Source organism: Clostridium sp. MCC353, from assembly GCF_018785315.1.
Classification (GTDB): domain Bacteria; phylum Bacillota; class Clostridia; order Lachnospirales; family Lachnospiraceae; genus CHH4-2.
On record NZ_WQPN01000029.1, the window covers coordinates 1 to 23,986 of the forward strand.

Consider the following 23,986-nt stretch of genomic DNA (forward strand, 5'->3'; position numbering starts at 1 on the left):
CAGAATGGGCTGGGGGGCCGTCCCAGCCCATTCTGATCCCCCGTCCGGCCTCCGCCCCCGCGTCCCGCTTTTCTGCTGGTTTTCTCTGGCGGATGTAAAAATCAACTTTTATACATAGATGCTCAAGATGATTTGTAAGTTTCTATATTAAGAGGACTTTGGTGAGAAAGGAAGCAGGCTGGAAATGGCTTGATGCAGTATTATTAACTGGATAATACCTCAAAATCCAGAGTACCCTGCCCGGAGCCGTTCACGATGAGCGTGATCGAATGGGGGCCGGGAAAATGCTTTCTTGAGGTTTTATCGGCAAAAGAATGTTTTTTTGTATATGTTTTTTCCTCATTTTCCTTTAAAAAGATTTCGGATATTTGGAATATCTTTCTGTTGCGTCTGCCGCTTGATTTTACAAAATCGATGCCGTATTCCAGACGTACCTTGGCGGCTTTTCTGCCCTTTACTTTAAAGGAAAAGGTCAGGTCAGAACCGATAGAGACGGACGATGGGGTCAGGGTAAAGACCTCCACATCCACGCTGCCGGCATCTGAAAATCCAAAGATATCCAAGACATCCCTGTCGCCCTTTTTAAGAAGCGTCCTGCATCCATGTTTTACAATCCAATCTGTATGTTTGTTTTTTCCGTACCAATCCACTGCGATTTTTTTAATCAGGTCCGGGTGGGTTTTGGAAATATCGTTTAGGTTGTTGGCAACGCTTTTACGGACGTACTCCGATGGGTCGGCTTTCAGCTTCTCCAATATCCTTAAAACCGGGGATGGATCTTTTTTGAAGTTTGGCAGTGCCTGACCCCAGGGCAGACTGGGGCGGCAGCCCTCGCTGGCAAGGCGACGGACATGCTCATTGTCATGTCCGGCCCAGGCCTCCATCTGCTTCATCATGCGCTCTTCATTTTTTATAATAAACGGCCTTACGGCAAATTCTGAAGAGGAGAAGGGGGTATACCGTTCTAACGCTGCGATTGACAAATCCCAATAACGTTCATCCTGACCAAATACTTCCACAAAATCCGGGAAACACATGAAAGCAAAGTCGTTAAACCCTGCCGGATATCCTGCAACTACTTTATCGAGGATGGCCAGCGCCTGTTCGTAATCATCGGGCAGATAGGTTCCCAAATTTAGGGCAATCTTCCTCATGCGCGCTTTCAGTTCTAATTCCTCCCACGTTTCATCCATGACACTGCCAATAAAATCATCAGCCCGAAACGAATGATCTGCAGCCTTGATGCGCAAAGCCAGCTCATAAAGTGAATCATAATTATAATACTTGTTTTTTAGTAATTCCGGCATGTTCATCTCCTGTTTCAATATTATTCAATGCGGGATAGGGCCAGTATACAAGAGCTTATATGCAGGCCCTTAACCCCCTTTCTGTCCGTACCTTTTTTAATCCAGCTCCTTCAGACCTGTATAGAGTTCATAATACCTGCCCTTCATAGCCAGCAGATCGTCGTGGTCTCCCCGTTCGATAATCCGGCCATTTTCCAATACCATAATTGCATTGGCATTTCTTACCGTGGACAAGCGGTGAGCGATCACCAAAGTGGTCCTGTCGGCCATCAGACGGTCCATTCCATGCTCGATATGCTTCTCAGTCCTGGTGTCAACCGAACTTGTGGCCTCATCCAGGATCAGGATCGGCGCCTTGGAAACCGCGGCCCTGGCGATGTTCAGAAGCTGTCTCTGGCCCTGGCTCAAATTCGCTCCGTCGCCTTCCAGCATAGTGTCATACCCATGAGGCAGACGCATGATGAAAGAGTGGGCGGACGCTGTCTTGGCGGCCTGAATCACTTCCTCGTCGGTAGCATCCAGACGTCCGTAACGGATATTTTCCATCACGGTTCCCGTGAACAAATGGGTATCCTGAAGCACCATGGCGATATTCTTACGCAGTTCATCCCTTCTCATGTGGTTGATGTTCACCCCGTCAATGGTGATCGTGCCCGACTGGATATCGTAGAAACGGTTCAGCAGATTGGTGATCGTCGTTTTTCCCGCTCCCGTAGATCCTACGAAGGCGATCTTCTGCCCCGGTTTGGCATAGAGGCTGATATCCTTTAAAATCACCTTTTCCGGGTCATATCCAAAGGTAACATGGTCAAATCTCACATCCCCCTGCATCGGATGAAGGATGACGGCGTCTGAATCATCCACTGGCTCCGGCTCCGCATCCATGACGGAAAATACCCGTTCCGCACCGGCAAGGGCTGAGAATACATTGCTGATTTGCATGGATATCTCATTAATCGGCCGGCTGAACTGTCTGGAAAAGTTCAAGAATACAGTCAGGCCGCCCACATCGAAATTTTTAAACACGCACAGAAGTCCGCCGATACAGGCAGTCAGCGCATAATTCACCTGGCTTAAATTCCCCATCACAGGCCCCATAATGCCGCCGAAAAACTGGGCCCGGATCTGGTTATTCCTCAGGTCTTCATTTAAAATGGAGAACTCCTCAATGGCCACATCCTCATGGCAGAACACCTTTACCACCTTCTGCCCCGTAATTGTCTCCTCAATATAACCGTTAACAGCCCCCAAAGACGCCTGCTGGGCTGAAAAATACTTCTGGCTCCGTCTGGCCACCGCGCCTCCGGCCCGCATCATCAGCGGGATCATCAGCACCGTGATAATGGTCAGATAGATATTGGTATAGATCATCAGGCCCAAAGTGCCGATAATGCTGAGGGCCCCGGAAAACAACTGAACCAATGTGCTGCTCAACATCTGCCCGATAGTATCCACGTCATTGGTATAGCGGCTCATGAGATCGCCATTGTTGTGGGTATCGTAATACCGGATCGGAAGTTTCTGCATTTTGGTAAATAAGTCATTCCTGATCTTCTGCAGCGCATTCTGGGCCACGGTCAGCATCACCTTGGCCTGGGCGTAGTTTGCCGCCACGCCGATGATGTAAACAGCCCCCATCACCACAAGGGCCCGGGCCAGGCCGGCCGCGTCCCCTCTCCCGTTTTGAGGGGCTATATAAGTGTTGATAATCGGACGGAGCATATAGGCGCCCGCCAGGCTTCCAAAGGTATTGACGATCACACAGACAAAGGCGAGCATCATCATGGGCTTATCTTCATCCAGATATGCCAGCAGCCGTTTTACGGTTTCCTTACTCTGATTCGGCTTTTTCCCGTCGGCCGCCGCCCTCCTGGCTGCCGGACCGCCGCCCATAGGGCCTCTTTTAGGCATGGGCGCCGAATATCTGCCGTATCTGCGTTTCAGGCTTTCAATCTTCTGTTGTCTCTCCATTATGCTGTCGCCTCGCTTTCCCTGTCACGCTGTGAATAATAGATTTCCTGATATGCCTCACATCCGGCCATCAGCTGGCTGTGGTTCCCGATGCCGATGATCCTGCCGTCATCGATGACAATGATCTGGTCCGCTCCTTCCACCGATCCGATTCTCTGCGCTATGATAAATTTCGTGGTATCCTTCAGTGTGGTCTGGAAACACTCCCGTATTTTAGCTTCTGTGGCAGTATCCACAGCGCTGGTGCTGTCGTCCAGAATCAATATTTTCGGCCGTTTTAAAAGGGCCCGGGCAATACAGAGCCTCTGCTTCTGGCCGCCTGAAACATTGACGCCGCCCTGCCCCATCTCCGTCCGGTATCCGTCAGGAAAAGAAGTCACAAATCCGTCCGCCTGGGCGCTGTCCGCAGTCTCCCTCACCTGCTCAAAGGTTGCATTTTCATCTCCCCATCTGAGGTTTTCCTCGATAGTTCCGGAGAACAGCACATTTTTCTGAAGGACCATGCCCACGCCCTCTCTCAAATTCTTCAAAGAATAATCTCTCACATCGATTCCGTCCACTAACACCTGGCCTTCTGTGGCATCGTAAAGTCTTGGTATCATCTGGACCAGGCTGGTCTTGCCGCTGCCCGTGGCGCCGATAATGCCGATGGTCTGCCCCGGTTCGGCAATGAAGCTGATGTGCTCCAGAACCATACCTTCGTCCTGACTGCCATAGCGGAAGCTGACATCCTTAAATTCCACCCTTCCCCGTTCCACCAGGGCGTCTTTTCTGGACGCGTGCTCATCCGTTAAATCCACCTCGGTATCCATCACTTCATTCACACGTTTTATGGAGGCCATGGCCCGGGAACTCTGTAAAAATACCATGGACAGCATCATCAGGGACATCAAAATCTGCACAATATACGTGGTAAACGCAGTCAGATCCCCGACCTTCATATCTCCCGCAATAATGATATTTCCACCATACCAGACCACTGCCAGGGTTGTGACGTTCATGGCCAGCATCATCACCGGCATGGTGGCGATCACGATCTTCATCGCGTTTAAACTGCTCTGCTTTAACTCTTCATTGGTGTTCTTAAACTTCTCTTCTTCGTAATCCTCCCGCACAAAGGACTTAATCACCCTTACGTTGGTCAGCATTTCCTGAATGCCGGAATTGAGCCGGTCAATCTTCTTCTGCATGATTTCAAAGCGGGGAAATGCGGTCTTTAAAATCACTGCAATGGCCGCTGTCAGAAGAGGGATTACCACTAAAATAACTGCCGCCAGCTTCGCATTCATCAAAAATGCCATGATCAATGCCCCCACCAGCATTCCCGGCGCGCGCAGCATCATCCTAAGCCCCATCATCAGCACATTCTGAACCTGCTGGATGTCATTGGTAAGTCTGGTTACCAATGAACCGGTGCTGAATTTATCAATGTTCTGGAAAGAAAATCCCTGGACTTTCGTAAATATATCATTTCTCAAATCGCTGGTGAAACAAATTGACGCCTTGGCTGAAAAATAAGCCCCTCCAATTCCTCCGGCCGCCATGACCACAGTGGCTAACACCATGACCATGCCGACACTGATAATATATCCGGAATTGCGTTCCGCCACCCCGTTGTTGATGATCAATGACATCAGCTTAGGCAGCATAATTTCTCCAAATACCTCAGTCAGCATCAGAAGCGGTCCCAAAATAAAAGCGCTTAAATAAGGCTTTGCATATTTTTTATAACGTTTCATCTATGTCCCTCCTTTTCCGTCTCCGTCATCAGATTCTGCAAATTCATATTCATACGTTTAAAAAGCCCCTCCAGACAGTTCATCTCCTCTTCGGAAAATCCCAAAAACATCTGCTCCTCCACATAGCGGAAAAACTTCATGCTGCTTTCCACAACCTGGCTGCCCTTTTCCGTAATGCAGATTTTATTAAACCGGTTATCCTCCTGATCCACAATCCTCTTAATATATCCGCCTTTTTCCAGCTTCTTCAAAGAAACCGCTATGGTGGCGGTAGAAACGTGAAACGTCTTGGCGATATCCTTCTGCGAGGAATTGGGGGTTTTGGCGATGAACATGAGAATCTGGTGCTGGCTCCGGTAGACGCCTGTTTTGTTGAGCTGGCGTTCCAACACCGCCCGGTGCAGGCGATTTCCATAAATATATTCCCCTATTAATGTATGATATGGAGAATCCCAGTCCTTTAAACCTTGATTCATCCTATTACCTCCTTTCCTTTTGTCCTGATTAATTAGCTAAGTAATAATTAATTACATAATAGTTAACTAATTAACTGTTAACCATTATAAAAGCACCTGCGTATTTTTGCAAGTGCTTTTTTTACTTCTGATAGTGACTTCTGATAATGTAACAAGCCTGAACCGTTACCAGATGATTTTTATTTCAGATAATTTTTTTCAAATGTTTCTGCCGGAACCGGCCTTCCGAAATAGTAGCCCTGTATATATTCCAGACCAATATCTTTCACCACTTTGTATTCATCCTCCGTTTCCAACCCTTCCAGGCATACTTCCTTACCGACATCATGGCACAGGGCCACGATAAAACGGATGAATGTCACATCAAAAGAGCTGGAAATTTCCCTGACGAACGTCTGGTCAATCTTTACCAAGTCTACCGGCGTATTCTTCAGCACGCCAAGGGAGGAATATCCTGTGCCAAAGTCATCCATAGCCACGGAAATCCCCATATCCTGAATCCTGCGGAACTTTTCATTCACCCGGTCCTGTTCCCGGATCAGATAGGTCTCAGTCAGTTCCAGCAGCAGGTTCCCGCTGGGCACTCCGGTTTCCTCCAGCACCCCACAGATGAAATTGACGAAATCAGCCTCCACCACCTGCAGATAGGACAGATTGATGCTCATCAGGAAATCGGGCTGTTTTTTTATCCATTCCCTGCACTGCAGCACAGCCTGTCTGAATATCCACCGGCCCGCCGGAAGGATTAAGCTGCTCCGCTCCAAAAGAGGGATGAATTCATAAGGCGGAATATTGCCGTACTTCTCACAGTTCCAACGGACGAGGGCTTCGGCCCCTGCGATCCGTCCGGTCCGGGCTTCCACCTGGGGCTGGTAATAGAGGGTGAAATGCTTGAAATCATTCTCAATATCTTCCCTGAGAAGTTCCAGCAGTTCCAGATCCCTTTCCTTTCTCTCCAAAATCTCATCGGAAAAGATGGTGAGACGGTTCTTCCCCTGGTTCTTGGAATACTCCATCGAATATCCGGCAAATTTGAGCAGGGTCAGGTAGTCTGACGCGTCCTTGGGATAAAATGTGCCTCCGGCCGAAACCGTACAGTAATACCTCTTATCGTTATACTGCTGCTGATGCTGGCACATCTCAAAGATCCTGCGGTAAATGCTCTCAAAAATATCACCGGCCGGATTCTTTACAATGATACAGAACTCATCCCCGTCCATGCGGTACAGTTTCGCATTGCCCGGCAGGATGCCGGACACCTTCTGGGACAGAATCCTGATCACCTCGTCTCCGAACACCCGGTCATATAAATTGTTGATATTCTTGAAATTATCGATCCCAAGCTGGAGGATTCCGAAAGGAACGCCTGGATACTCCTGGATCATCCTGCGGACTTCTTTTTCAAATTCGAATTTATTGTATAATCCGGTGATATGATCCACCCGGTTCTTTTTATCCAGATTGGTTATAATTCCCGCAAACAGATTGGGACAGCCTTCTTCATCCCGGATCATATGGCCCCGGCACCTGAGCCAGACCCATTCTCCCGAACGGTTTTTCGCCCGGTATTCCACACTGTGGCTTTCCGCTCTCCCGTCCGCCACCTCCTGGTTGGCCTCCAAAAACACCTGGCTGTCATGGGGATGTATTTTTTCCGCCCAAAATAAAGCCGCGTCAGGCACAACCTGACCGGGCAGGCCGAATTCCTCCACCATATTGGGGCTGTAGCGGAATGTCCCCGTCTTCATATTCCCCACATAGATATAATTCTCCGTGCTTTCCGCCAGGGCTTCAAAAAGATGTTCCTTGTCATACTCAAAGTCCTGCACACGCTTATCATTTTCCATCATCCACCGTCCTCCGTCCGAATCCTAGCTGAGGATTTCAAGCAGTTCCTCTTTGGTCAAACTGCTGAGCGAAACCATTCCGCCGGTTATTACCTGCTCTGCCAGATGCCTCTTGCTCTCCTGAAGTCTCAATATATTTTCTTCAATGGTATTTTTCATGATCAGTTTAAAGACCGACACCTGCTTTTCCTGCCCGATCCGGTGGGTCCGGTCCGTTGCCTGATTCTGGGCCGCCACATTCCACCATGGATCATAGTGGATGACCATATCGGCCGCGGTCAGGTTCAGTCCGGTCCCTCCGGCTTTCAGGGAAATCAAAAATACCGGCGTATCGTCCTTTTGAAATGAATTGACCATTTTCAGTCTTTCTTCCTTACTCGTAGCGCCAATTAAAGTATAATACGAAATCCCTTCTTTTACCAGCCTCTTTCCGATAATCTCCAACATTGAGGTGAACTGGGAGAACAACAGGATTTTATGCCCTCCTGCCACGCCGTTGAAAAGCAGGTCCATGCAGGTTTCCAGCTTGGCGGAACCGCCCTTGTAATTCTCAAAATGGAGGGAAGGGTCGCAGCAAATCTGGCGAAGGCGGGTGAGCTGTGATAGAATCTGCATTTTATCCCCGCCCCAGGAACCGTCCTGCTGTTCAAGCTGCTGTTTCAACTGATAAGCGGCAGCCGTATAAAGGTCTTTCTGTTCTTTCTCAAATCCGGAATAAACCACCGTTTCCAGCTTATCCGGCAGATCCTTCAGCACATCTTTTTTCAGCCTTCTCAGAACAAATGGGCCGATCATCCGGTGCAGGCTGTTAAGCGCGCCTTCGTCCTTTTCCTTTATGACCGGAATCTCATATTCCTTCTTAAATCTGGAATAAGTGAACAAAAAGCCCGGCATCAGATAGTCGAAAATGCTCCAGAGCTCACTGAGCCTGTTTTCAATGGGTGTGCCCGTCAACGCAAATTTTGTCCTGGCCTTAACCGCTTTCACGGCTTTAGCGCTCAGGGTATTGGCATTTTTAATAAACTGGGCCTCATCTATGATCTGGAACCGGAAGGAGAGGTCACGGTACAAGAGGATATCCCTCTTCAACAGGTCATAGGAAGTGATCAGAACATCGAACTCTCCGGCATCCGCCAGCTTTTCTTCCCGCTCCGCCGCACTGCCCGTAACCAGCAGGGTCTTTAACTCAGGGGCAAACTGTTTGAATTCGCATTCCCAGTTATAGACCAGGGATGCGGGGCAGACGATCAACGAAGTATCCTGACCGTTTTGATAGGATTCATCCAACAGCATGGAGATGATCTGGATCGTCTTTCCAAGCCCCATATCGTCTGCCAAAATCCCGCCGAATCCATAGGCGTCCAGCGTCCTCAGCCAGAAAAACCCCTTTTTCTGATATCCTCTTAAAACCGGCTGCAGAGGTTTCGGCACCTCAAAGTCACCGTCCTCATAGGACTTCATGCCCCGCACCACAGCTTTAAAAAGGTTATCCCGGTAAAACGTGATCCCCTGGCTCTCCTTTAAAATGCTGTCCAGATAAAAAGCCCGGTAACGGGGCAGCCGGAGCTTCTTATCCAGCAGTTCCGCCCTGCTGACCGGAAGCCCTTCCAGGAGCTGGGCAACCGACATGAGGCCGGTGTCCTCCAACTGGATGAACTCCCCGCTTTTCAAACGGAAATACCGTTTTTTCTGGCTGTATTCGGAAAGAATACGGCTCAGTTCCGCCCCGCTCATATCCCCTGCGTCAATGGTCAGCTCCAGCCAGTCCCCGGCCATGTTGACGCCGATGGACACATTGGGAGAAGGCAGCACCTTTACCGCTTTAAAACGTTCTGATAAATATACGCTGCCAAGGGCTTCAAATTCAGCCATCCCCTGGGTCAGCAGCCGGTACATGGTATCTTCATCATCCTTTATTACCAGATTGGCCGTATCCTGTTCTTTATATTTAAAATATTTTGTGATCAGCCGGCTGATCCTATATTCCGCGGGCACATCCCGGCAGACCGCTCTGGGCACCTTTTCATCCTCCACCGGGTGGAACGAAAAATCCCCGTAGCTTAAAATGGGGCGCAGGGTCAGTTCCCTGGCGCTGGGGCTGTCAAATTCAAACCGGGCCTTCAATTCTTCCGGCTGGTAATCGGCCAGATTAACGCCTTCGCAGTCGATCACAAAACAAGGTTCCAGGTTTTTCAGGATTCTTTCATAGAATAAAGGCATATCCTTATCATTCACTTCGATTTCATGGCTTTTCACATCTTTTTGCATGATCTGCACCAGAAATTCCCCTGCCGCCCGGGTGAATTCAGAACTGCAGCAGTACAGGGCATCCTTATAACCGATATAAAGGCGGCGGTCCCCTGTAAAACAGAAAGTATCTTTATCAAGAGATATCCTGACTCCGTCCTTTCCGGCTTTACGCACAAAAATCCTCAGATCGGGATTCTGGTCCAAAACCTTCATCTTCCTGCTGTTTCCCCGCTGGTCTTCCACATCCAGCCTGCTTCCCAGCAGCAGATTGAAGAACCGGTCGCGGTTTGACCGGCTTAAATTCAGCTGCCGGATGCTGGGAATTGTGGCAAATGCGTTCTTTTGAAACTGGGCATAACACTCCTTATAGGAGCCCACCAGCTCCAGCACCAGGCCAGTCAGCTTCCTGCCTTCCTCATCAAAGGCCTCCGGGTTGTGATGAAATGCCAGACTGCTGCCGTATTCCACATAGGCCCCGTTCTCCATGGCCTCCGCAAATGCGATCAGATCCTTTACAATATAAAAGCGTTCCCTTCCCAGCCTGAATTCCGCCTTTACCTCTTTCCGTTCCAGGATCAGGCGGGGTTCAAAACTCACTTTTCCGCCTTCGCCTTCACTGTTAATCCGCGTCACTTCCCGGTTCGTGTACTCCCGGATCATGGTCCTGACTTCCGGCGACGTGTAAACCGGTTTTTCCTGCCCCTTCCCGGACTGGCCTTCATAATACGCAAAAAGGGCCCTGCAGTGACTGCACATGCCCTTATAAGAATTTCCATTCGCACAAGAACAAGAGTAGGCATTAACCTGTCTACCCTTGATCTCTAATTTAGTTTTATAGCTCCGTCCGTCCTCTTCCACGGTTCCGGTAATTCCTGACTCGCCCTTCCAGAACGTGCGGACTGTCATTTCAGAAACATTTATCATAGATTCTACATTCTCTCCGGCGCCTCGATGCCCAGCAAATCAATACATACGTTCAAAACATCCTTAGTCAGGCTGATCAGTTGGATCCAGCCGGCCTGCTGTTTTTTATCTTCCTCCGCAATAATCCTGGTATCATGGTAAAAGCGGTTAAATGCATTGGATAAATCGTAGATATACTGGCAGATTTTATGCGGCGCAGTCTCTGTAAAACTGGTTTCCACCACTTCGTTATATTTTGCCAGTTCGATCATAAGCGCTTTTTCCGAATCCGATACGGCCGGCAGAATCTCCGGCGTTCCCTCGTATTTGGTTTCCAAACCATGGTATTTGGCCAGAATGGATTTAATGCGCACGATCGTGTATAAAATATACGGCCCCGTATTTCCCTCAAAGGAGATGAACCGGTCAATATCAAAGATATAATCCTTTGCCGCCTGGTTGGACAGGTCTCCGTATTTGAGCGCCGCCAGCCCTACGATCTTAGCCGTCTCCCTGGCTTCCTCTTCGGAAACCGTACGGTTTTCCATGATCCTCTTGAACACTTCTTCATTGATATTGGCAATCAGGGTTTCTAAGCGCATCACGCCGCCGTCCCTGGTTTTAAAGGGTTTTCCATCTTTTCCATTCATGGTTCCAAACCCGAGGAAGGACATGGGTGTATCCTTGGATACAATACCGGCTTTTTTCGCCACACGGAATACCTGGGTAAAATGCAGGTCCTGCCTCTTATCCGCAATATAGATATAACGGTCCGGTTTGAACTCCTTCTCCCTCTCAATGATGGTTCCCAGATCGGAAGTTGCGTATAAAGCCGCTCCATCGGACTTGCGGACGATACACGGAGGAAGTTCCTTGGGATCCGTCTCTTCGGCAATATCCACAACCAAGGCCCCCTGGCTCTCATATGCCAGTCCCTGGTCAATCAGGTCCTGAATTAAAGCCGGAATATACGGCTGGGCGTCGCTCTCCCCTTTCCACAGGTCAAATGTGACGTTCAAATTGCCGTAATTCTTCTTCAAATCAGCCAAAGACACCGCCATGATATGTTTCCAAATGGCCCGGTATGGCGCATACCCGTTCTGCAGTTTGAACGTGGCCGTCTGAGCCCTCTCTTTAAACGCCTCATCCACCTTGGATTTGCCGCTGGCCGCAGGATAGATGTCCTCCAGCTCGCCGATGGTAAACGGAGGTTCCTTTGGATACTCCCCTGTATAGTTTTCATCAAAATAAACCAGCTCCGGCTTTCTGTCCCTCAGCTCTTCGATGATCAGCCCCATCTGCAGGCCCCAGTCTCCCAGATGCACATCTCCGATCACGTTATGGCCGATAAACCGTCCCATACGCTTTACGCTCTCACCGATGACGGCTGAACGCAGATGCCCCACATGGAGAGGTTTTGCCACATTGGCTCCGCCGTAGTCTACAATGATCGTCTCCGGCGTCCCGGCCGCCTCCAGGCCCAGTTTTTCCGTTTTCTCCATCTCATTCATATAACCGGCCAGATATGCGGCATCCAGTTTCAAATTAATAAATCCGGGCATAACCGCGGACGCCTCTTCAAACATCCGGCTCCCCGCCAGCTTTTCCACCACCTCATTGGCAATGTCGATGGGTTTCTTCTTATATGCCTTAGCAGCCGCCATGGCCCCGTTACACTGGTATTCACATAAATCAGGACGGTTTGACAACGTTACTTTTGCGTAAGATTCATCATACCCGCACCCGGTAAAAGCCGGTTTCATCTCCGCTACTATCAAATCAAGAATCTTCTTCACGTTCCTGTCTCCTTTTCAAAATTATCGGACTAAAATTGTAACAGTTCAGATAGCTCATCTTCTTGACCGAAAAGACCGGTCAAGAAGCATCAGATGTCCATCCGATGTGAAAATTACAGGAAAGAATCCCGCTGGCGGGATTCTCCGCCTGCGGCGGGTCGCTTCAGCGACATGATTCCCTACCGTTGCAGTGCGATCCTGCCCGGAGGGCTTTTTTATTTCATAAGATCCACTTTCCTATGAAATAAAGAAAACTGCTTACAAGCGAGCTTGACGCAGCTTTCTTTATCAATTTTCCCGCCGTCTGAACTGTTAGCTAAAGTTATATTATAAAGGATTTACAATAAAAACTCAAGCTCATGGTCAAAAAAGTATCCCTCATACAGGCCAGCGCCTGCATGAAGGACAATCTTTCGCAGCATCCATGTCATTAAATTCTGGATAAATATTCTCCGGTACGTGTATCGATCTTGATCTTGTCTCCCTGATCCACGAATAAAGGCACATATACGGTAGCGCCAGTTTCCACAACTGCCGGTTTGGTAGCGCCCTGAGCGGTATCCCCTTTGAATCCAGGCTCTGTATCAGTGATCTCTAATTCCACGAATAACGGAGGCTCCACTGAAAATACATTCCCGTTGTAAGAACAAACTTTGCACATCTCGTTTTCTTTCACAAACTTCAATGCGTCGCCAATGGTTTCAGTGTTAAGCGCAACCTGCTCATAAGTGTTCACATCCATGAAATGGAATAAATCACCATCAGAATACAAATACTGCATGTCCACTCTATCAATTCTGGCTGCCGGGAACTTCTCTGTCGGCCTGAATGTCTTCTCAACTACACCGCCGTTCATTACGTTTTTAATTTTAGTTCTAACGAAAGCAGCACCTTTACCTGGTTTTACATGCTGAAATTCCATAATCTGGAATACGTTTCCATCGATCTCTAATGTTATACCGTTTCTAAAATCGCCCGCTGATATCATAAATGATATTCCTCCTTGAATTTCTCTTAATCCATCTTATTTTATACTATAATACCTGTATTTTCAACACTTTTTTGCAAATAACCGGGATAACCTTATGAGTCCGCCCCGGAAATACCTATTTCCGGCCAGTCAGATAATCCATGGCAAGGGCATATCCCTTCAGTCCCAGCCCTACTACCTGACCGGTGCAGACCGGCGCGGTTACTGAAAGATGGCGGAATTCCTCCCTCTTGTGGACGTTGGAAATATGTACTTCGATTTTGGGAATTTCAATGGAGGCGAGAGCGTCTCTCACCGCATAACTGTAATGGGTAAATGCACCCGGATTGATGATGATCCCTTCTGTCCCATCCTGGTACGCCGCCTGGATCCGGTCAATTAAGGCCCCTTCATAATTGCTCTGGAACACCTCAATCTCATGTCCCTCTTTTGCGGCTTTTTCCTTCAACGCCGTCACCAGGAAGGCGTAGTCCTCTGTTCCGTAAATGCCTTTTTCCCGGATTCCTAGAAAATTAATATTCGGTCCGTTCATCACTAGTATTTTCATAATTCATGCTCCCTATTCCTGATTATTTGTCCGGCCCCGTTTATTTCTCCGGCCGGTAAATTTCTTCAGCGATTTCTTCCAAACTTCTGCCGTCCGCCCGGACAATCTTGTGAGCGGCTTTTTCATACACCGGCCCTCTGAAATCCATTAGATCCGCCACCTTTTTTTCCACCTGATCCCCCTGAAGCAGAGGCCTTGTGGTATCGCCTTTCAGCCGTTCCAATACGGTTTGCGGCTCCACCTGGAGGTAAACTACCTCTCCCAGTTCCCTCAGTACCGCCCGGTTTTCTTCCCTCATGGGAAGGCCGCCTCCTACGGAAATAACCATATCATCCGCCTGTTCCAAAAGCTCTGTCAGCACCTCTGTTTCCAACTGTCTGAAATACTCTTCCCCATTCCGGGCAAAAATATCCGATATGGTCATCCCGGCTTTTTCTTCAATCAGACCGTCCGTATCCACCATCTTTTTCTGATACTTAGAAGACAGTTCCTGGCCCACACTGGTCTTTCCCGCTCCCATGAATCCAATTAATATAATATTCTCTTTCATCCTCTTCCTCCATGCCGGAGCAGTTTATGCGCAAATATTACTAACGTAAATTTTGTTAACGTAAATTTTGCTAACTCAAATATTGCTAACGCAAATTTTGCGTTGCGTAGGTGCGCGCTGAGAATTTCAGATTCTCAGCTGCGATTCGAATTTGTGGCTCCAGCACAAATTTGGGTGTAAAAAATAAGCCATCAGGATTATTTTTCACACTAACCTAATTCTGCCTCAGCAGGTTCATCATCAGTTTTTTCGCCTCACAGGCCGTATCCTCGTCCACCGGCGCATCCGGGTTCCACAGTTCATAGGCAATGATGCCCTGATACAGCAGCATATCCAGGCCGTTAACCGCCTTTCCCCCTGCTGCCTTCACGTATTTCATAAATTTAGTTTCCATGGGGGTGTAGACGATATCAATGCCTGTATGGATCTTTTTGTAAAATGCTTCGTCTTCAACCGGGGCCCCATCCACATTGGGATACATCCCCACGCTGGTGGACTGGACCGCCACATAGGAACCCGCCGGAATCTTATTGTAATCCGTAATTGCAAGAGGGATCATCACCTTCCTGCCGTTCAGCCCGTTGATATATCCGGCCAGTTCCACCGCCCTCTCCACGCTGCGGTTCAGCACATAGATGACGCTGGCTCCTTCTTTGGCAAGCAGATATGCAGCCGCTTTGGCAGCGCCGCCTGCTCCGATCAGTATACATTCCTCTCCATTTACAGAAATTCCCGCTTTTTTCATGGCCCTTAAAAGCCCTGCGGCATCCGTGTTATACCCTTTGAATCCGCCTTCCATGCGGACCAGGGTATTCACTGCCCCTATGGCGGCGGCATCTTCGTCAATCTCTGACAGATATTTCATCACCGCCTGCTTATGGGGAACCGTCACATTCAGACCAACCAGATTCAGGGCATATGCGCCCTTTACCGCCGCTTCCAGTTCCTTTTCTTCCACCCGAAAAGGCAGGTATGCAAAATCCACACCTGTCCTTTCCGCATATAAATTCTGCATGGCCGGTGACATGGAATGCTCCACCGGATTCGCAATCACTCCGCAAACTTTTGTCTTCCCGTTAATCATGACGTCCCAGTCCCTTTTGAATTTCTTTTTTATAAAAATAAAGCACGACTGCTTCCAGCCTACGCTTTAATACAATCTGAATCTCTTCTTTCGGATGAATCGGCTTTACCAAAATGCTGTAAATCCCTGCCCGGTTGGCTCCGTACACGTCTGTAAAAAGCTGGTCTCCCACAAATAATGTGGTCTCCTTGTCCGTATTCATCATTTCCATCGCTTTCAGGTAATTCTTTACAGATGGTTTTCCTGATTTGTAAATATACCGGCTGTCCACCTGTCTTGCAAATGACGCCACTCTCGGCTCCTTATTATTAGAAAGGAGGCAGGTTTCAAATCCAGTTTCCCTCAGTTTAAAAAACAGCTCTACAGCCCTTTTATCCGCCGGCAGCCCGTGAGGCACCAGCGTATTGTCGATATCAAAAATGACTCCACGTATCCCCTTTTTATAATAGTCTTCAAATGGGATCTGATACGTGGAATCAACATATTCTTTCGGATAAAATTGTTTCAGCATGGAATTCTTACTTTTTTAACAATTTTCCAATCTCTTCCATAAAGGTATTCACATCCTTAAACTCACGGTAAACGGATGCAAACCTCACGTAAGCGACTTCGTCCAACTGCTGCAGCTTCTCCATCACCAACTCCCCGATGGTGGAGGTGGGCACTTCTTTTTCTTCCATGTTGAAAATCCGTGTTTCGATCTCGTCAATCATGGAATCGATCTGCTGGGTGGAAACCGGGCGTTTGTGGCAGGAATGAATCACTCCGGCCTCCAGTTTGGAACGGTCATACGCCTCTCTGGAATCGTCTTTTTTAATTACCATGAGCGGCATGGTCTCCAGCTTCTCGTATGTGGTAAACCGTTTGCCGCAGCTCTCGCACTGACGCCGGCGCCGGATCGAGCTGTTGTCATCTGCCGGGCGGGAATCGATTACTTTCGTATCCGCTTCATTACAATATGGACATTTCATGGTTTCTCCTCCTGTAACTTTCATTATGTACATTTTACCCTAGCCTCCTGTGAATCGCAAGTAATTTCTTCATTTCTTAGGTATTTCCCCGGATCAGAACTTACATTTTTCCTCAACTTCCTTCTTTTTTACATCCACCAGGATAATATCTTCACCGATCTGGCAGATATCGCAGAAAGGAATGATGTATTCTTTTTCTCTCCCCAGAAATCCGCAGAAGCACCCCGGGCCCGGCACGATAATGGCCAGCATACATCCCGTCTGGATGTCAAAATCCACATCTCCTACGAAGCCCAGCCGTTTGCAGTCATTGGCATTAATTACTTCTTTCTGTTTTAAATCACAGAAACATGATATATGTAAGTTATTTTATATATGCTCTCAGTCTTCCGGCTCCAGTTCATCAAATAACGGGGAATTATAAAATTCCCGGATGCTGATCCCGAAAAACTCTGAAATCTTCTGGATCGTCACAATGCCCGGATTTCTGCTCTGGCCGTATAAAATATTTTTTATTGTGGATGGCGGCATCTCCGAATGGTAAACCAGCATATATTCTATGGTGTTCTTTTCCCTGCACAGTTCTTTAATTCTTGCTCTTGTTGCATCGCATACCTTCATTTTTCCTCCATTCCGAAGCGTTTCGTATTCTTCAATCTTTCTTTTCAGTGTTTCGTAATCCCCGCTGCTGTTATTTTTTTCACTCACCGCCTTTTCTTTCATTTCCTTTTCAGCCTTTTCGAATTCTAAAAGCAGCTGTTCATCACTGTAGCCAAATGCTTCCTGAATCCTCTTTTTAATTTCCTCATCCGTCATAAATACGCCTCCCTCATTCATGCGGATTATCATTCCATTCCGCATGTCCTGCACTATAAAATATAACACCCCTATTTTGGGTATGAAACTGGTAAATAATGGTAATAAATTCCATAAGATTTGCAAACCGTCCGGATCCGCTATATAATAAACACCATAGCGGTTCATTTAAATCAAAAACAGGAGAGATTTCCATGGTATTTTCAATCAATAAACAGGCGGTAGAAATCAAAACCCGCTTTGAGCACGCACAGCTCACCTCCAAATATGAGGTGGTGGCCACCATCGGTATGCTGTCCAAAATCTACGGCCTCCCTCTTCCTCCCAAACAGGATACGCTGGATGAAATGAGGGCCGGCCTCCATGCCTCCATCGACCATTCACCGGCGCCTTCCGATTATGCGGAAAAACTGATCAGCCTATTGGATTATTATGACCAAAATACGGAAGTTACCGATGAGATGTACGAACTTTTAAAGTATTCCTATGAGGATCAGGTTTGAGGGGGATAATTGGAATTTAATTAGTGAAAGTTACGCAGAAAAGCGGGGAGGCCGGATGGAAGGAAGGCTGGAGAGCAGACCGGGGGAAGCAAAACGATCCAGAGGTCTGATTCCAACCGTTAAGTGGAACTAAGGCTTTCAGCATCAAAAAAAGCGGTCCGATGCCCATTCACGGTAAACTCCTGATGACTTTACCGTTCAAGGGCATCTCAGAAACTGATTCGGTTTTCAGTTTCTGCCCGCTTTTTTTGGTGCTGAAACCCCTAAGTTCCACTAAACGGTTTCCACATGACCTCTGGATCGTTTTGCTTCCCCCGGTCTGCTCTCCAGCCTTCCTTCCGGCCATCCGGCCTCCCCGCTTTTCTGCTGGTTTTCTCTGGCTCTAGGAATAAAAAACAATTTTGAGAATATAAAGAAAATTTAATATTAACCCTCAAGGCATTTTCGAAAATGCCTTGAGGGTTTACTGTAAATCCTCTCACCATTTACATCAAATCTCTATATCACACCTCACATTAAACACCAAATTCCATCTCAATCAAACGCTCTTTCTGCTCTTCTCCCCAAAAAATCTTTATTATCCGCAGCGCACCCAATACGCAGCCTGTAAGAAGGGGAACCTGGCCCGGTCCGCGCCTTAGGTTCCCCTTCTTACAGGCGTTACTTTTGCCAATCACTCAAATAAAGATCCCCCTCCTTTTTTATCCAGCCATTTGCAAATTAACATGGCGGGTAAATATTTTATATAAAGCAGAATAATGGCCCTTCTGAGCTGTGGATTCATGGTTTCCATGGAAAAACTCCTTTTCTTTTTAGTCTTCCCATTTTAAAGCGCCTCTATCATCTGTTTTTAAACAGAGTTCCCCTTCGAACATGCTTCCGTCTTCTGTCACCCGGTAGAGTTCATCTTTCCAGATGACCCACTGGTCTTTTGCCATGGCTCCGTCGGGTTTCAGATAGTACCATCTTCCGTCCGATGCGGTTTTCCAGTTGTTGGAAACCATCATTCCCGCGCCGTCAAACCAATACCAGTCTTCTCCGTCTTTGTACCAGTCGTTTGCCACGTAATTTCCGGTATCTCCCAGATAGAAACGCCAGCCCCCGTTTTCTTCAATCCAACCGGAACGTTTTGGAAGATCGTCAATATTGTAATAGAGAGCGATCGTATCGGCTTCCGCCCGGGCCAGCAGATCCAGATTGGCTTCATTTAGCAGCCATTTTGCGATCTGGGCGTTGGTGTGGAAGGAATGTTCCAGTATTAGCCCCGGGGTTCCCACGGCGGTGGCGCCTCTTAAAACACCGTAATAATCTCCATGATTGCCGCGGCGGTGCTCGATGCGGGCAGTCTGAATGGTACCGATTACATTTTCCACGCACTGGGCCAGGGCCATGCCGATTCCGTCCGCCCTGCCGTCAATGGCGCAGTACGCGGCCGGATAATCCACTTTGTTGTTCACAGTGCCTCCCACCGCATTGGAGTGATCGGATATAAAAAGATCACAGCCTTTAGACTGCGCTCCTCTGTCATACAGCCCCCGGTCCGTATCTGGATCAGGCCTGGTTGTTATCACTTCAATTCCATACTCTTCCAAGTATTTCTTCTGCAGCAAATGAAGCTTCCACATGATTTCAGATTCATAATAGCGGCTGTCCGCCGGGCTCTGATTGTATTTTCCATAATGACCTGCGTCTAAACATATTTTCATGCTTTTCTCCTTGTCCTTTTCTTTTATATTATGAAAATATGTACAATCTTGTTACTTGCCCCCTGGGGCCGGCTTATCCCTGCTATTTTTCAATTTTCCCCATTGCCCCGGACAATGGGTTCCTGCCCTTCTCCCGGATTGGGCGATTCCAATGGCGGATAGCAGGCCGTATCAAGAATCTTTTTGCAGCGCTTTAAGATTTCCTGCTTTCCACAGCCGTCTTCCACATAATCATCGCGGATTTCTATGCTGCAGTATTCCGTATCAATCTGTTTTACCAGCATCCTATCAGCTCCCGTCTTTTACATTATATGGCGGCCCGTTTGTACAAATTGAGTCCGTATTTTTACCGTATTTTTACCATATAATGTCATGTGAGGTGACCGTTTGAGAAATAATCCTGACAGCCTATTTTTCACACCCAAATTTGTGCCGGAGCCACAAATTAGAATCGCAGCTAAGAATCTGAACTTCTCTGCGTTCAGCCAATATTACGCAAAAAAACGCTCCGCATGGAGGATTATAATGCTGAATCCAAATGGACTTTATTTCGCATATCTTAGAAAATCCAGGGAGGACCGGGAAGCGGAGCTTCAGGGCGCGGGCGAAACCCTGGCCCGCCATGAAAAAGCTCTGAACGAGCTGGCCCGCAGCCTTGGAATTACTATAGGGAAAACCTACCGGGAAGTGGTATCGGGAGAGACCATAGCAGCCAGGCCCCAGATGATCTGCATGTTAAATGACGTGGAAACCCAACGCCCGGACGGAGTGCTGGTTACGGAAATCCCAAGGCTGGCCCGGGGGGATACCAGGGATCAGGGCCTTCTTATGGAAACATTTAAATACTGCGGCACAAAGATTATCACACCCGCCAAAATCTACGATCCCACCGATGAATATGATGAAGAATACGCGGAATTCGGCCTGTTTATGAGCCGGCGGGAATACAATTCGATCCGCCGCCGGCTGATGAACGGAAAAGCCGCGTCTGCCAAAGAAGGCAAATTCGCCGGCAGCCTGGCGCCCTACGGATACAGCAAATATAAACTTCCGGACGGCAAGGGCTACAGCTTACAGATCATCCCCCATCAAGCCCAGGTGGTACGGCTGATATTTGAAATGTACCAGAACGGAACAGCCGAAACCGGAAACAAACCTGCCGGAGCCTCTTTAATCGCCCGCACCCTGAACGAATTAAAAATCCCGGCTCCCAGAGACGGCCTGTGGTCGCCGTCTTCGGTACAAGCCATTTTATCCAACTGCGTCTATGCCGGGTACATCCGATGGGGACATAGAAAGACCGTTAAAATCATGAAGAATGGCAGCCTCATCCGCTCCCATCCCATTTCCCGGGACTGTCTCACCGTACCCGGGCTCCATCAGCCCATCATCAGCCCCGGCGCCTGGGAAAAAGCCCAGAAGCAGCATAAAAAAAGGAGCCGGAATCTTCCCCTTCAGGAGAAGGGATTGAAAAATCCCCTGGCCGGAATTCTCTACTGCAGCCGCTGCCACAAGGCGATGATCAGGCGTTCCGCCGACAGCAAAAATCCGGACGGCTATTTCATCTGCCGGACCCCCGGCTGCCAAACCTGCGGATCATCAGCCGGGCTTGTGGAAAAATGCCTGCTGGATGCATTGTCTTCCTGGTTCCAAACCATACGGATATCCGATCTTCCCGATGAACCGTCTTTGGATGTTCCCGATATCCTGACCGTCTCCCTGACATCCAGGAAGGCGTCTGCAGCCCGCTTAAAGAAACAACTGGATAAAACATATACCCTGCTGGAAACAGGCATCTACAGCACTGATCTGTATCTGGAACGTTCATCCGCCATCAGGCAGCAATTGGATTCGGAGCTGGCCGCAATCGAAAGCCTGAAAAAAAAGCAAACCGGCCGCTGTTCACAAAAACACGGCACAAAAAAAGCAGAGGATCTTCCTCTGCTGTCGGTCTATTCCTCACTCTCTGTTATGGATAAAAATGCGCTGCTGAAAGAATTGCTGCTGCGGGTCGATTACACCAAAGATTTCCGCGCCACCAAAAACTGCCACCCAAAATTCCACCTCACCATTTATCCCAAAACCGCGGGAAATGAATCAGATATTCAGACAGCCCCGGCGCCACCGGAAAGACAATGAGAGGTGAACTTTCTTACAAAGTCCACCTCTCAACTGCACCGGCAGGCCTCCAAATGATTCCTGCCACCTATAATGTTCTCCTTCACAAATACGCATACAACGAATCACCTTTTATTCATTTACTGTATACTATGCGCATTCCGGTTAATTGTCTTCCTCTGTCCGCCTGTCTTCCGGTGAAAATATTTCCGGCTGGCCTTCTTCATAATTCATTCTATCCGTATTAACAGACAACTGGGACGGATTCGCCTGGGGCGGATTTACCTGGGGCGGATTCTCCTGAACCGGATTCGCCTGGGACGGATTCGCCTGAGTCAGACTTATCTGGGACAAATTCTCCTGAACCGGATACTCCCGTCCTCCGTCACCTGCCACTCCATATTCCGCCTGCTGCATCCTTCTGAGATCCAGATAAAAATAGGCGAATGTACAGCCCATATAGGGCATCAGCCACAAGATAGCAAGACCCATGGACAAGTAGGCCATAAACATCCAGCCGATAAAGCTCAATATCAGGCGGAAGTACCGTCCTCTGTTTCCATTCATCATCCGGCAGCTTTCCTGCAGCGCTTCCATAATTCCCTTCTGCGGATTATCCACCAAAATGAATAAAGTCTGGCCGAAATTCAGGTAAAATAGGAACATGAGCACGTAAAGCACCAGTATAAAGCCCCACTCCATGGCCATTTGCAGCCAAAAATTGTGAAAGCCCCATCCCAGCATGCTCAGACCAAAGCTGATTCCTGAGGTTACCACCACAACCCCCACCATGATCAGGGAAATGACGAAAAATTTGCCCGGCGCATGTTTAAACGCGAACAGCAGATCACCTAAGGCGTATGACCGGCCCCGGCAGATATTAAAATATAAGTTTACATAGCCGGGCATCAGCATGTATTCAATTATCATCATCGCAAAAAACAGGGCCACCACCACAATGATAACAGCGATTACCGGTGCGGATGACACACTGGCTGAGCCGGAGAGGGCAGCCGCCAGCACACCTACAATTAAGAAAAAGTAAAGGGCCAGCCCTATCCCGATCATCACGGCATAATTTACCAGAACGGCGCCGACCGCAGTCCCGTATTTCCCCAGCAATGCCCGTTTCGCAAGTTGTTTTAATTCTGCAGACGTTCTGCCTCTCATAGCATACCTCCCGGAATCATAATCTGAAAGCCATAGATACTGGACGATAAGTCAGTGGATCCCATCGCCGCAAAAACAATCCAAACGACGATAAGAATAGCCGATAAAACCAGGCCGATAATGCTTGTGACCAGACCCGCCTTTGCATATCCTTCAAAGGTTTCGTTCACTCTGGACAAACAAGCGAACAGAAGTCCCAGGGAAGCAAACATGATCCCTATGAAACAACAGCAGGATAATATGATCGACAGGATTCCCATCACCAGTGAAGCTGTTGCCATGTTGTTTTTTTGTGGCTGCATAACAGTTCTCCTTTACATTTTAGTTCAAAGGAACGACTGCTCCTTCATACGTATCTTCAATATACTTCGTAATCGTATCACTTGTCAATGCGTCAATTAACGCAAGAACTGCCGGACTGTTTTCATTGCCCTTTTTCACACACACAACATTTCCGTAAGTAACTGCCGCTACAGACTTCGCGTCTTCCGTTGCCAGAGCCTGTGAAACTTTAAATCCTGCCTCAATTGCATAGTTTCCATTGATAACTGCGATGTCCACATCCTGAAGGGCGCGGGGAATCTGGGCAGCTTCACTTTCGATAATATCCAGTTTTTTCGCGTTTTCCACGATATCTTTTTTGGTTGCGGTCAGGCCGGCTCCTTCTTTTAATTTGATTAAGCCCTGGGCTTCCAGGAGAAGAAGCGCTCTCGCTTCATTGGTCGTATCATTTGGAACTACCACTTTAGCGCCGTCTTTTAATTCCTCTAAAGAAGCAGTTTTTCCTGCGTAAATGCCGAACGGCTCATAGTGAATGGTCTTTGCGGATACCAGGTTCGTTCCCTTTTCCACATTAAACTGCTCCAGGTAGGGAAGGTGCTGAAAATAATTGGCATCCAGATCGCCGCTTTCCACAGCCATGTTCGGCTGCACATAGTCGTTGTATTCTTTGATTACCAGGTCATACCCTGCTTCTGCCATCAGAGGCTTTGCCGCCTCCAGAATCTCGGCGTGAGGCGCAGGGCTGGCTCCTACCGTAAATTTAACCAGTTCTTTGGCTTCTGAAGATTCTTCCTTTGCCGCCTCAGAGGTCTCGCCCTTTTCGGCCGTTCCTTCTGTGGAAGCCGCCTGGGTGGTGGCTGCTGTGGATTCTTCCGGCTTGTTTTTGCCGCCGCATCCCGTCAACACCGCCGCAGTCAAAGAAGCTGCTGCCAGTACACACACTAATTTTTTCATAATTT

Annotated in this window: 22 protein-coding genes; 2 read left to right on the plus strand and 20 right to left on the minus strand. The window is 48.2% G+C overall.

The genetic code is table 11. The annotated features are described in order from the left end of the window. Nucleotides 1-203 precede the first annotated feature (203 nt). The 15 genes from GPL15_RS07220 to GPL15_RS27330 form a co-directional block, all read right to left on the minus strand. Nucleotides 204-1,307, minus strand: coding sequence for a DNA alkylation repair protein (locus GPL15_RS07220; RefSeq protein WP_215697463.1), 1,104 nt, complete (start codon nt 1,305-1,307; stop codon nt 204-206). A gap of 96 nt (nt 1,308-1,403) precedes the next feature. After that, entirely contained in the window at nt 1,404-3,278 is a 1,875-nt protein-coding gene (locus GPL15_RS07225) for an ABC transporter ATP-binding protein (protein WP_215697465.1), read from the minus strand. Beyond that, entirely contained in the window at nt 3,278-5,017 is a 1,740-nt protein-coding gene (locus GPL15_RS07230) for an ABC transporter ATP-binding protein (RefSeq protein WP_215697467.1), read from the minus strand. The genes GPL15_RS07225 and GPL15_RS07230 overlap by 1 nt, the downstream gene beginning before the upstream one ends. Next, a complete protein-coding gene (locus GPL15_RS07235) occupies nt 5,014-5,493 on the minus strand; it encodes a MarR family winged helix-turn-helix transcriptional regulator (RefSeq protein ID WP_215697469.1) in 480 nt (159 codons plus the stop codon). Before GPL15_RS07235 ends, GPL15_RS07230 begins: the two co-directional genes overlap by 4 nt. A 179-nt stretch (nt 5,494-5,672) precedes the next feature. Then, a complete protein-coding gene (locus GPL15_RS07240; protein WP_215697471.1) occupies nt 5,673-7,343 on the minus strand; it encodes a GGDEF and EAL domain-containing protein in 1,671 nt (556 codons plus the stop codon). A gap of 21 nt (nt 7,344-7,364) precedes the next feature. Further along, nucleotides 7,365-10,514: a DEAD/DEAH box helicase gene (locus GPL15_RS07245; RefSeq protein ID WP_215697473.1), complete on the minus strand. Its 3,150-nt coding sequence runs from the start codon at nt 10,512-10,514 to the stop codon at nt 7,365-7,367. A gap of 5 nt (nt 10,515-10,519) precedes the next feature. Then, complete coding sequence (gene argS, locus GPL15_RS07250; protein ID WP_215697475.1) at nt 10,520-12,289, minus strand: arginine--tRNA ligase; 1,770 nt, start codon at nt 12,287-12,289, stop codon at nt 10,520-10,522. A 430-nt stretch (nt 12,290-12,719) separates the two neighbouring features. After that, nucleotides 12,720-13,277, minus strand: coding sequence for an elongation factor P (gene efp / locus GPL15_RS07255; RefSeq protein WP_215697477.1), 558 nt, complete (start codon nt 13,275-13,277; stop codon nt 12,720-12,722). Between the two features lie 118 nt (nt 13,278-13,395). Next, nucleotides 13,396-13,827, minus strand: coding sequence for a type II 3-dehydroquinate dehydratase (gene aroQ / locus GPL15_RS07260; protein WP_215697479.1), 432 nt, complete (start codon nt 13,825-13,827; stop codon nt 13,396-13,398). A gap of 40 nt (nt 13,828-13,867) precedes the next feature. Further along, nucleotides 13,868-14,377: a shikimate kinase gene (locus GPL15_RS07265; protein ID WP_215697481.1), complete on the minus strand. Its 510-nt coding sequence runs from the start codon at nt 14,375-14,377 to the stop codon at nt 13,868-13,870. 214 nt (nt 14,378-14,591) lie between these two features. Continuing rightward, nucleotides 14,592-15,461 carry a shikimate dehydrogenase gene (aroE, locus tag GPL15_RS07270; protein ID WP_252198170.1) on the minus strand — a complete coding sequence of 290 codons (870 nt, stop codon included), beginning with the start codon at nt 15,459-15,461 and terminating at the stop codon, nt 14,592-14,594. Continuing rightward, nucleotides 15,454-15,972 (minus strand): YqeG family HAD IIIA-type phosphatase, encoded by a 519-nt coding sequence (locus GPL15_RS07275; protein WP_215697483.1) that lies wholly within the window; start codon nt 15,970-15,972, stop codon nt 15,454-15,456. Before GPL15_RS07275 ends, aroE begins: the two co-directional genes overlap by 8 nt. Before the next feature lie 7 nt (nt 15,973-15,979). Continuing rightward, entirely contained in the window at nt 15,980-16,432 is a 453-nt protein-coding gene (nrdR, locus tag GPL15_RS07280; RefSeq protein WP_215697485.1) for a transcriptional regulator NrdR, read from the minus strand. Between the two features lie 93 nt (nt 16,433-16,525). Beyond that, a complete protein-coding gene (locus GPL15_RS07285; protein ID WP_215697551.1) occupies nt 16,526-16,789 on the minus strand; it encodes a YlmC/YmxH family sporulation protein in 264 nt (87 codons plus the stop codon). Nucleotides 16,790-16,813: 24 nt separating this feature from the next. Beyond that, complete coding sequence (locus GPL15_RS27330) at nt 16,814-17,248, minus strand: helix-turn-helix transcriptional regulator (protein ID WP_252198172.1); 435 nt, start codon at nt 17,246-17,248, stop codon at nt 16,814-16,816. 194 nt (nt 17,249-17,442) lie between these two features. On the opposite strand from GPL15_RS27330, the gene GPL15_RS07295 reads away from it, so the two are divergent. Beyond that, complete coding sequence (locus GPL15_RS07295; RefSeq protein WP_215697487.1) at nt 17,443-17,751, plus strand: DUF3837 family protein; 309 nt, start codon at nt 17,443-17,445, stop codon at nt 17,749-17,751. A gap of 812 nt (nt 17,752-18,563) precedes the next feature. Here the strand turns inward: GPL15_RS07295 and GPL15_RS07300 are convergent. Then, nucleotides 18,564-19,457, minus strand: coding sequence for an N-acetylmuramoyl-L-alanine amidase (locus GPL15_RS07300; RefSeq protein WP_215697490.1), 894 nt, complete (start codon nt 19,455-19,457; stop codon nt 18,564-18,566). Between the two features lie 89 nt (nt 19,458-19,546). Further along, nucleotides 19,547-19,741: a hypothetical protein gene (locus GPL15_RS07305; RefSeq protein WP_215697492.1), complete on the minus strand. Its 195-nt coding sequence runs from the start codon at nt 19,739-19,741 to the stop codon at nt 19,547-19,549. 241 nt (nt 19,742-19,982) lie between these two features. On the opposite strand from GPL15_RS07305, the gene GPL15_RS07310 reads away from it, so the two are divergent. Then, nucleotides 19,983-21,596: a recombinase family protein gene (locus GPL15_RS07310; RefSeq protein ID WP_215697495.1), complete on the plus strand. Its 1,614-nt coding sequence runs from the start codon at nt 19,983-19,985 to the stop codon at nt 21,594-21,596. 144 nt (nt 21,597-21,740) lie between these two features. Here the strand turns inward: GPL15_RS07310 and GPL15_RS07315 are convergent, their stop codons facing one another. From GPL15_RS07315 to GPL15_RS07325, 3 genes are read right to left on the minus strand one after another with little or no spacing between them, the layout of a single operon-like run. Beyond that, the gene (locus tag GPL15_RS07315; RefSeq protein WP_215697497.1) at nt 21,741-22,745 is read right to left on the minus strand and encodes a DUF975 family protein; all 1,005 of its coding nucleotides are present in this window, start codon (nt 22,743-22,745) and stop codon (nt 21,741-21,743) included. Further along, nucleotides 22,742-23,047, minus strand: coding sequence for a hypothetical protein (locus GPL15_RS07320; protein ID WP_215697499.1), 306 nt, complete (start codon nt 23,045-23,047; stop codon nt 22,742-22,744). The genes GPL15_RS07315 and GPL15_RS07320 overlap by 4 nt, the downstream gene beginning before the upstream one ends. 19 nt (nt 23,048-23,066) lie before the next feature. Further along, the gene (locus GPL15_RS07325; RefSeq protein WP_215697501.1) at nt 23,067-23,981 is read right to left on the minus strand and encodes a MetQ/NlpA family ABC transporter substrate-binding protein; all 915 of its coding nucleotides are present in this window, start codon (nt 23,979-23,981) and stop codon (nt 23,067-23,069) included. Nucleotides 23,982-23,986: the final 5 nt, after the last annotated feature.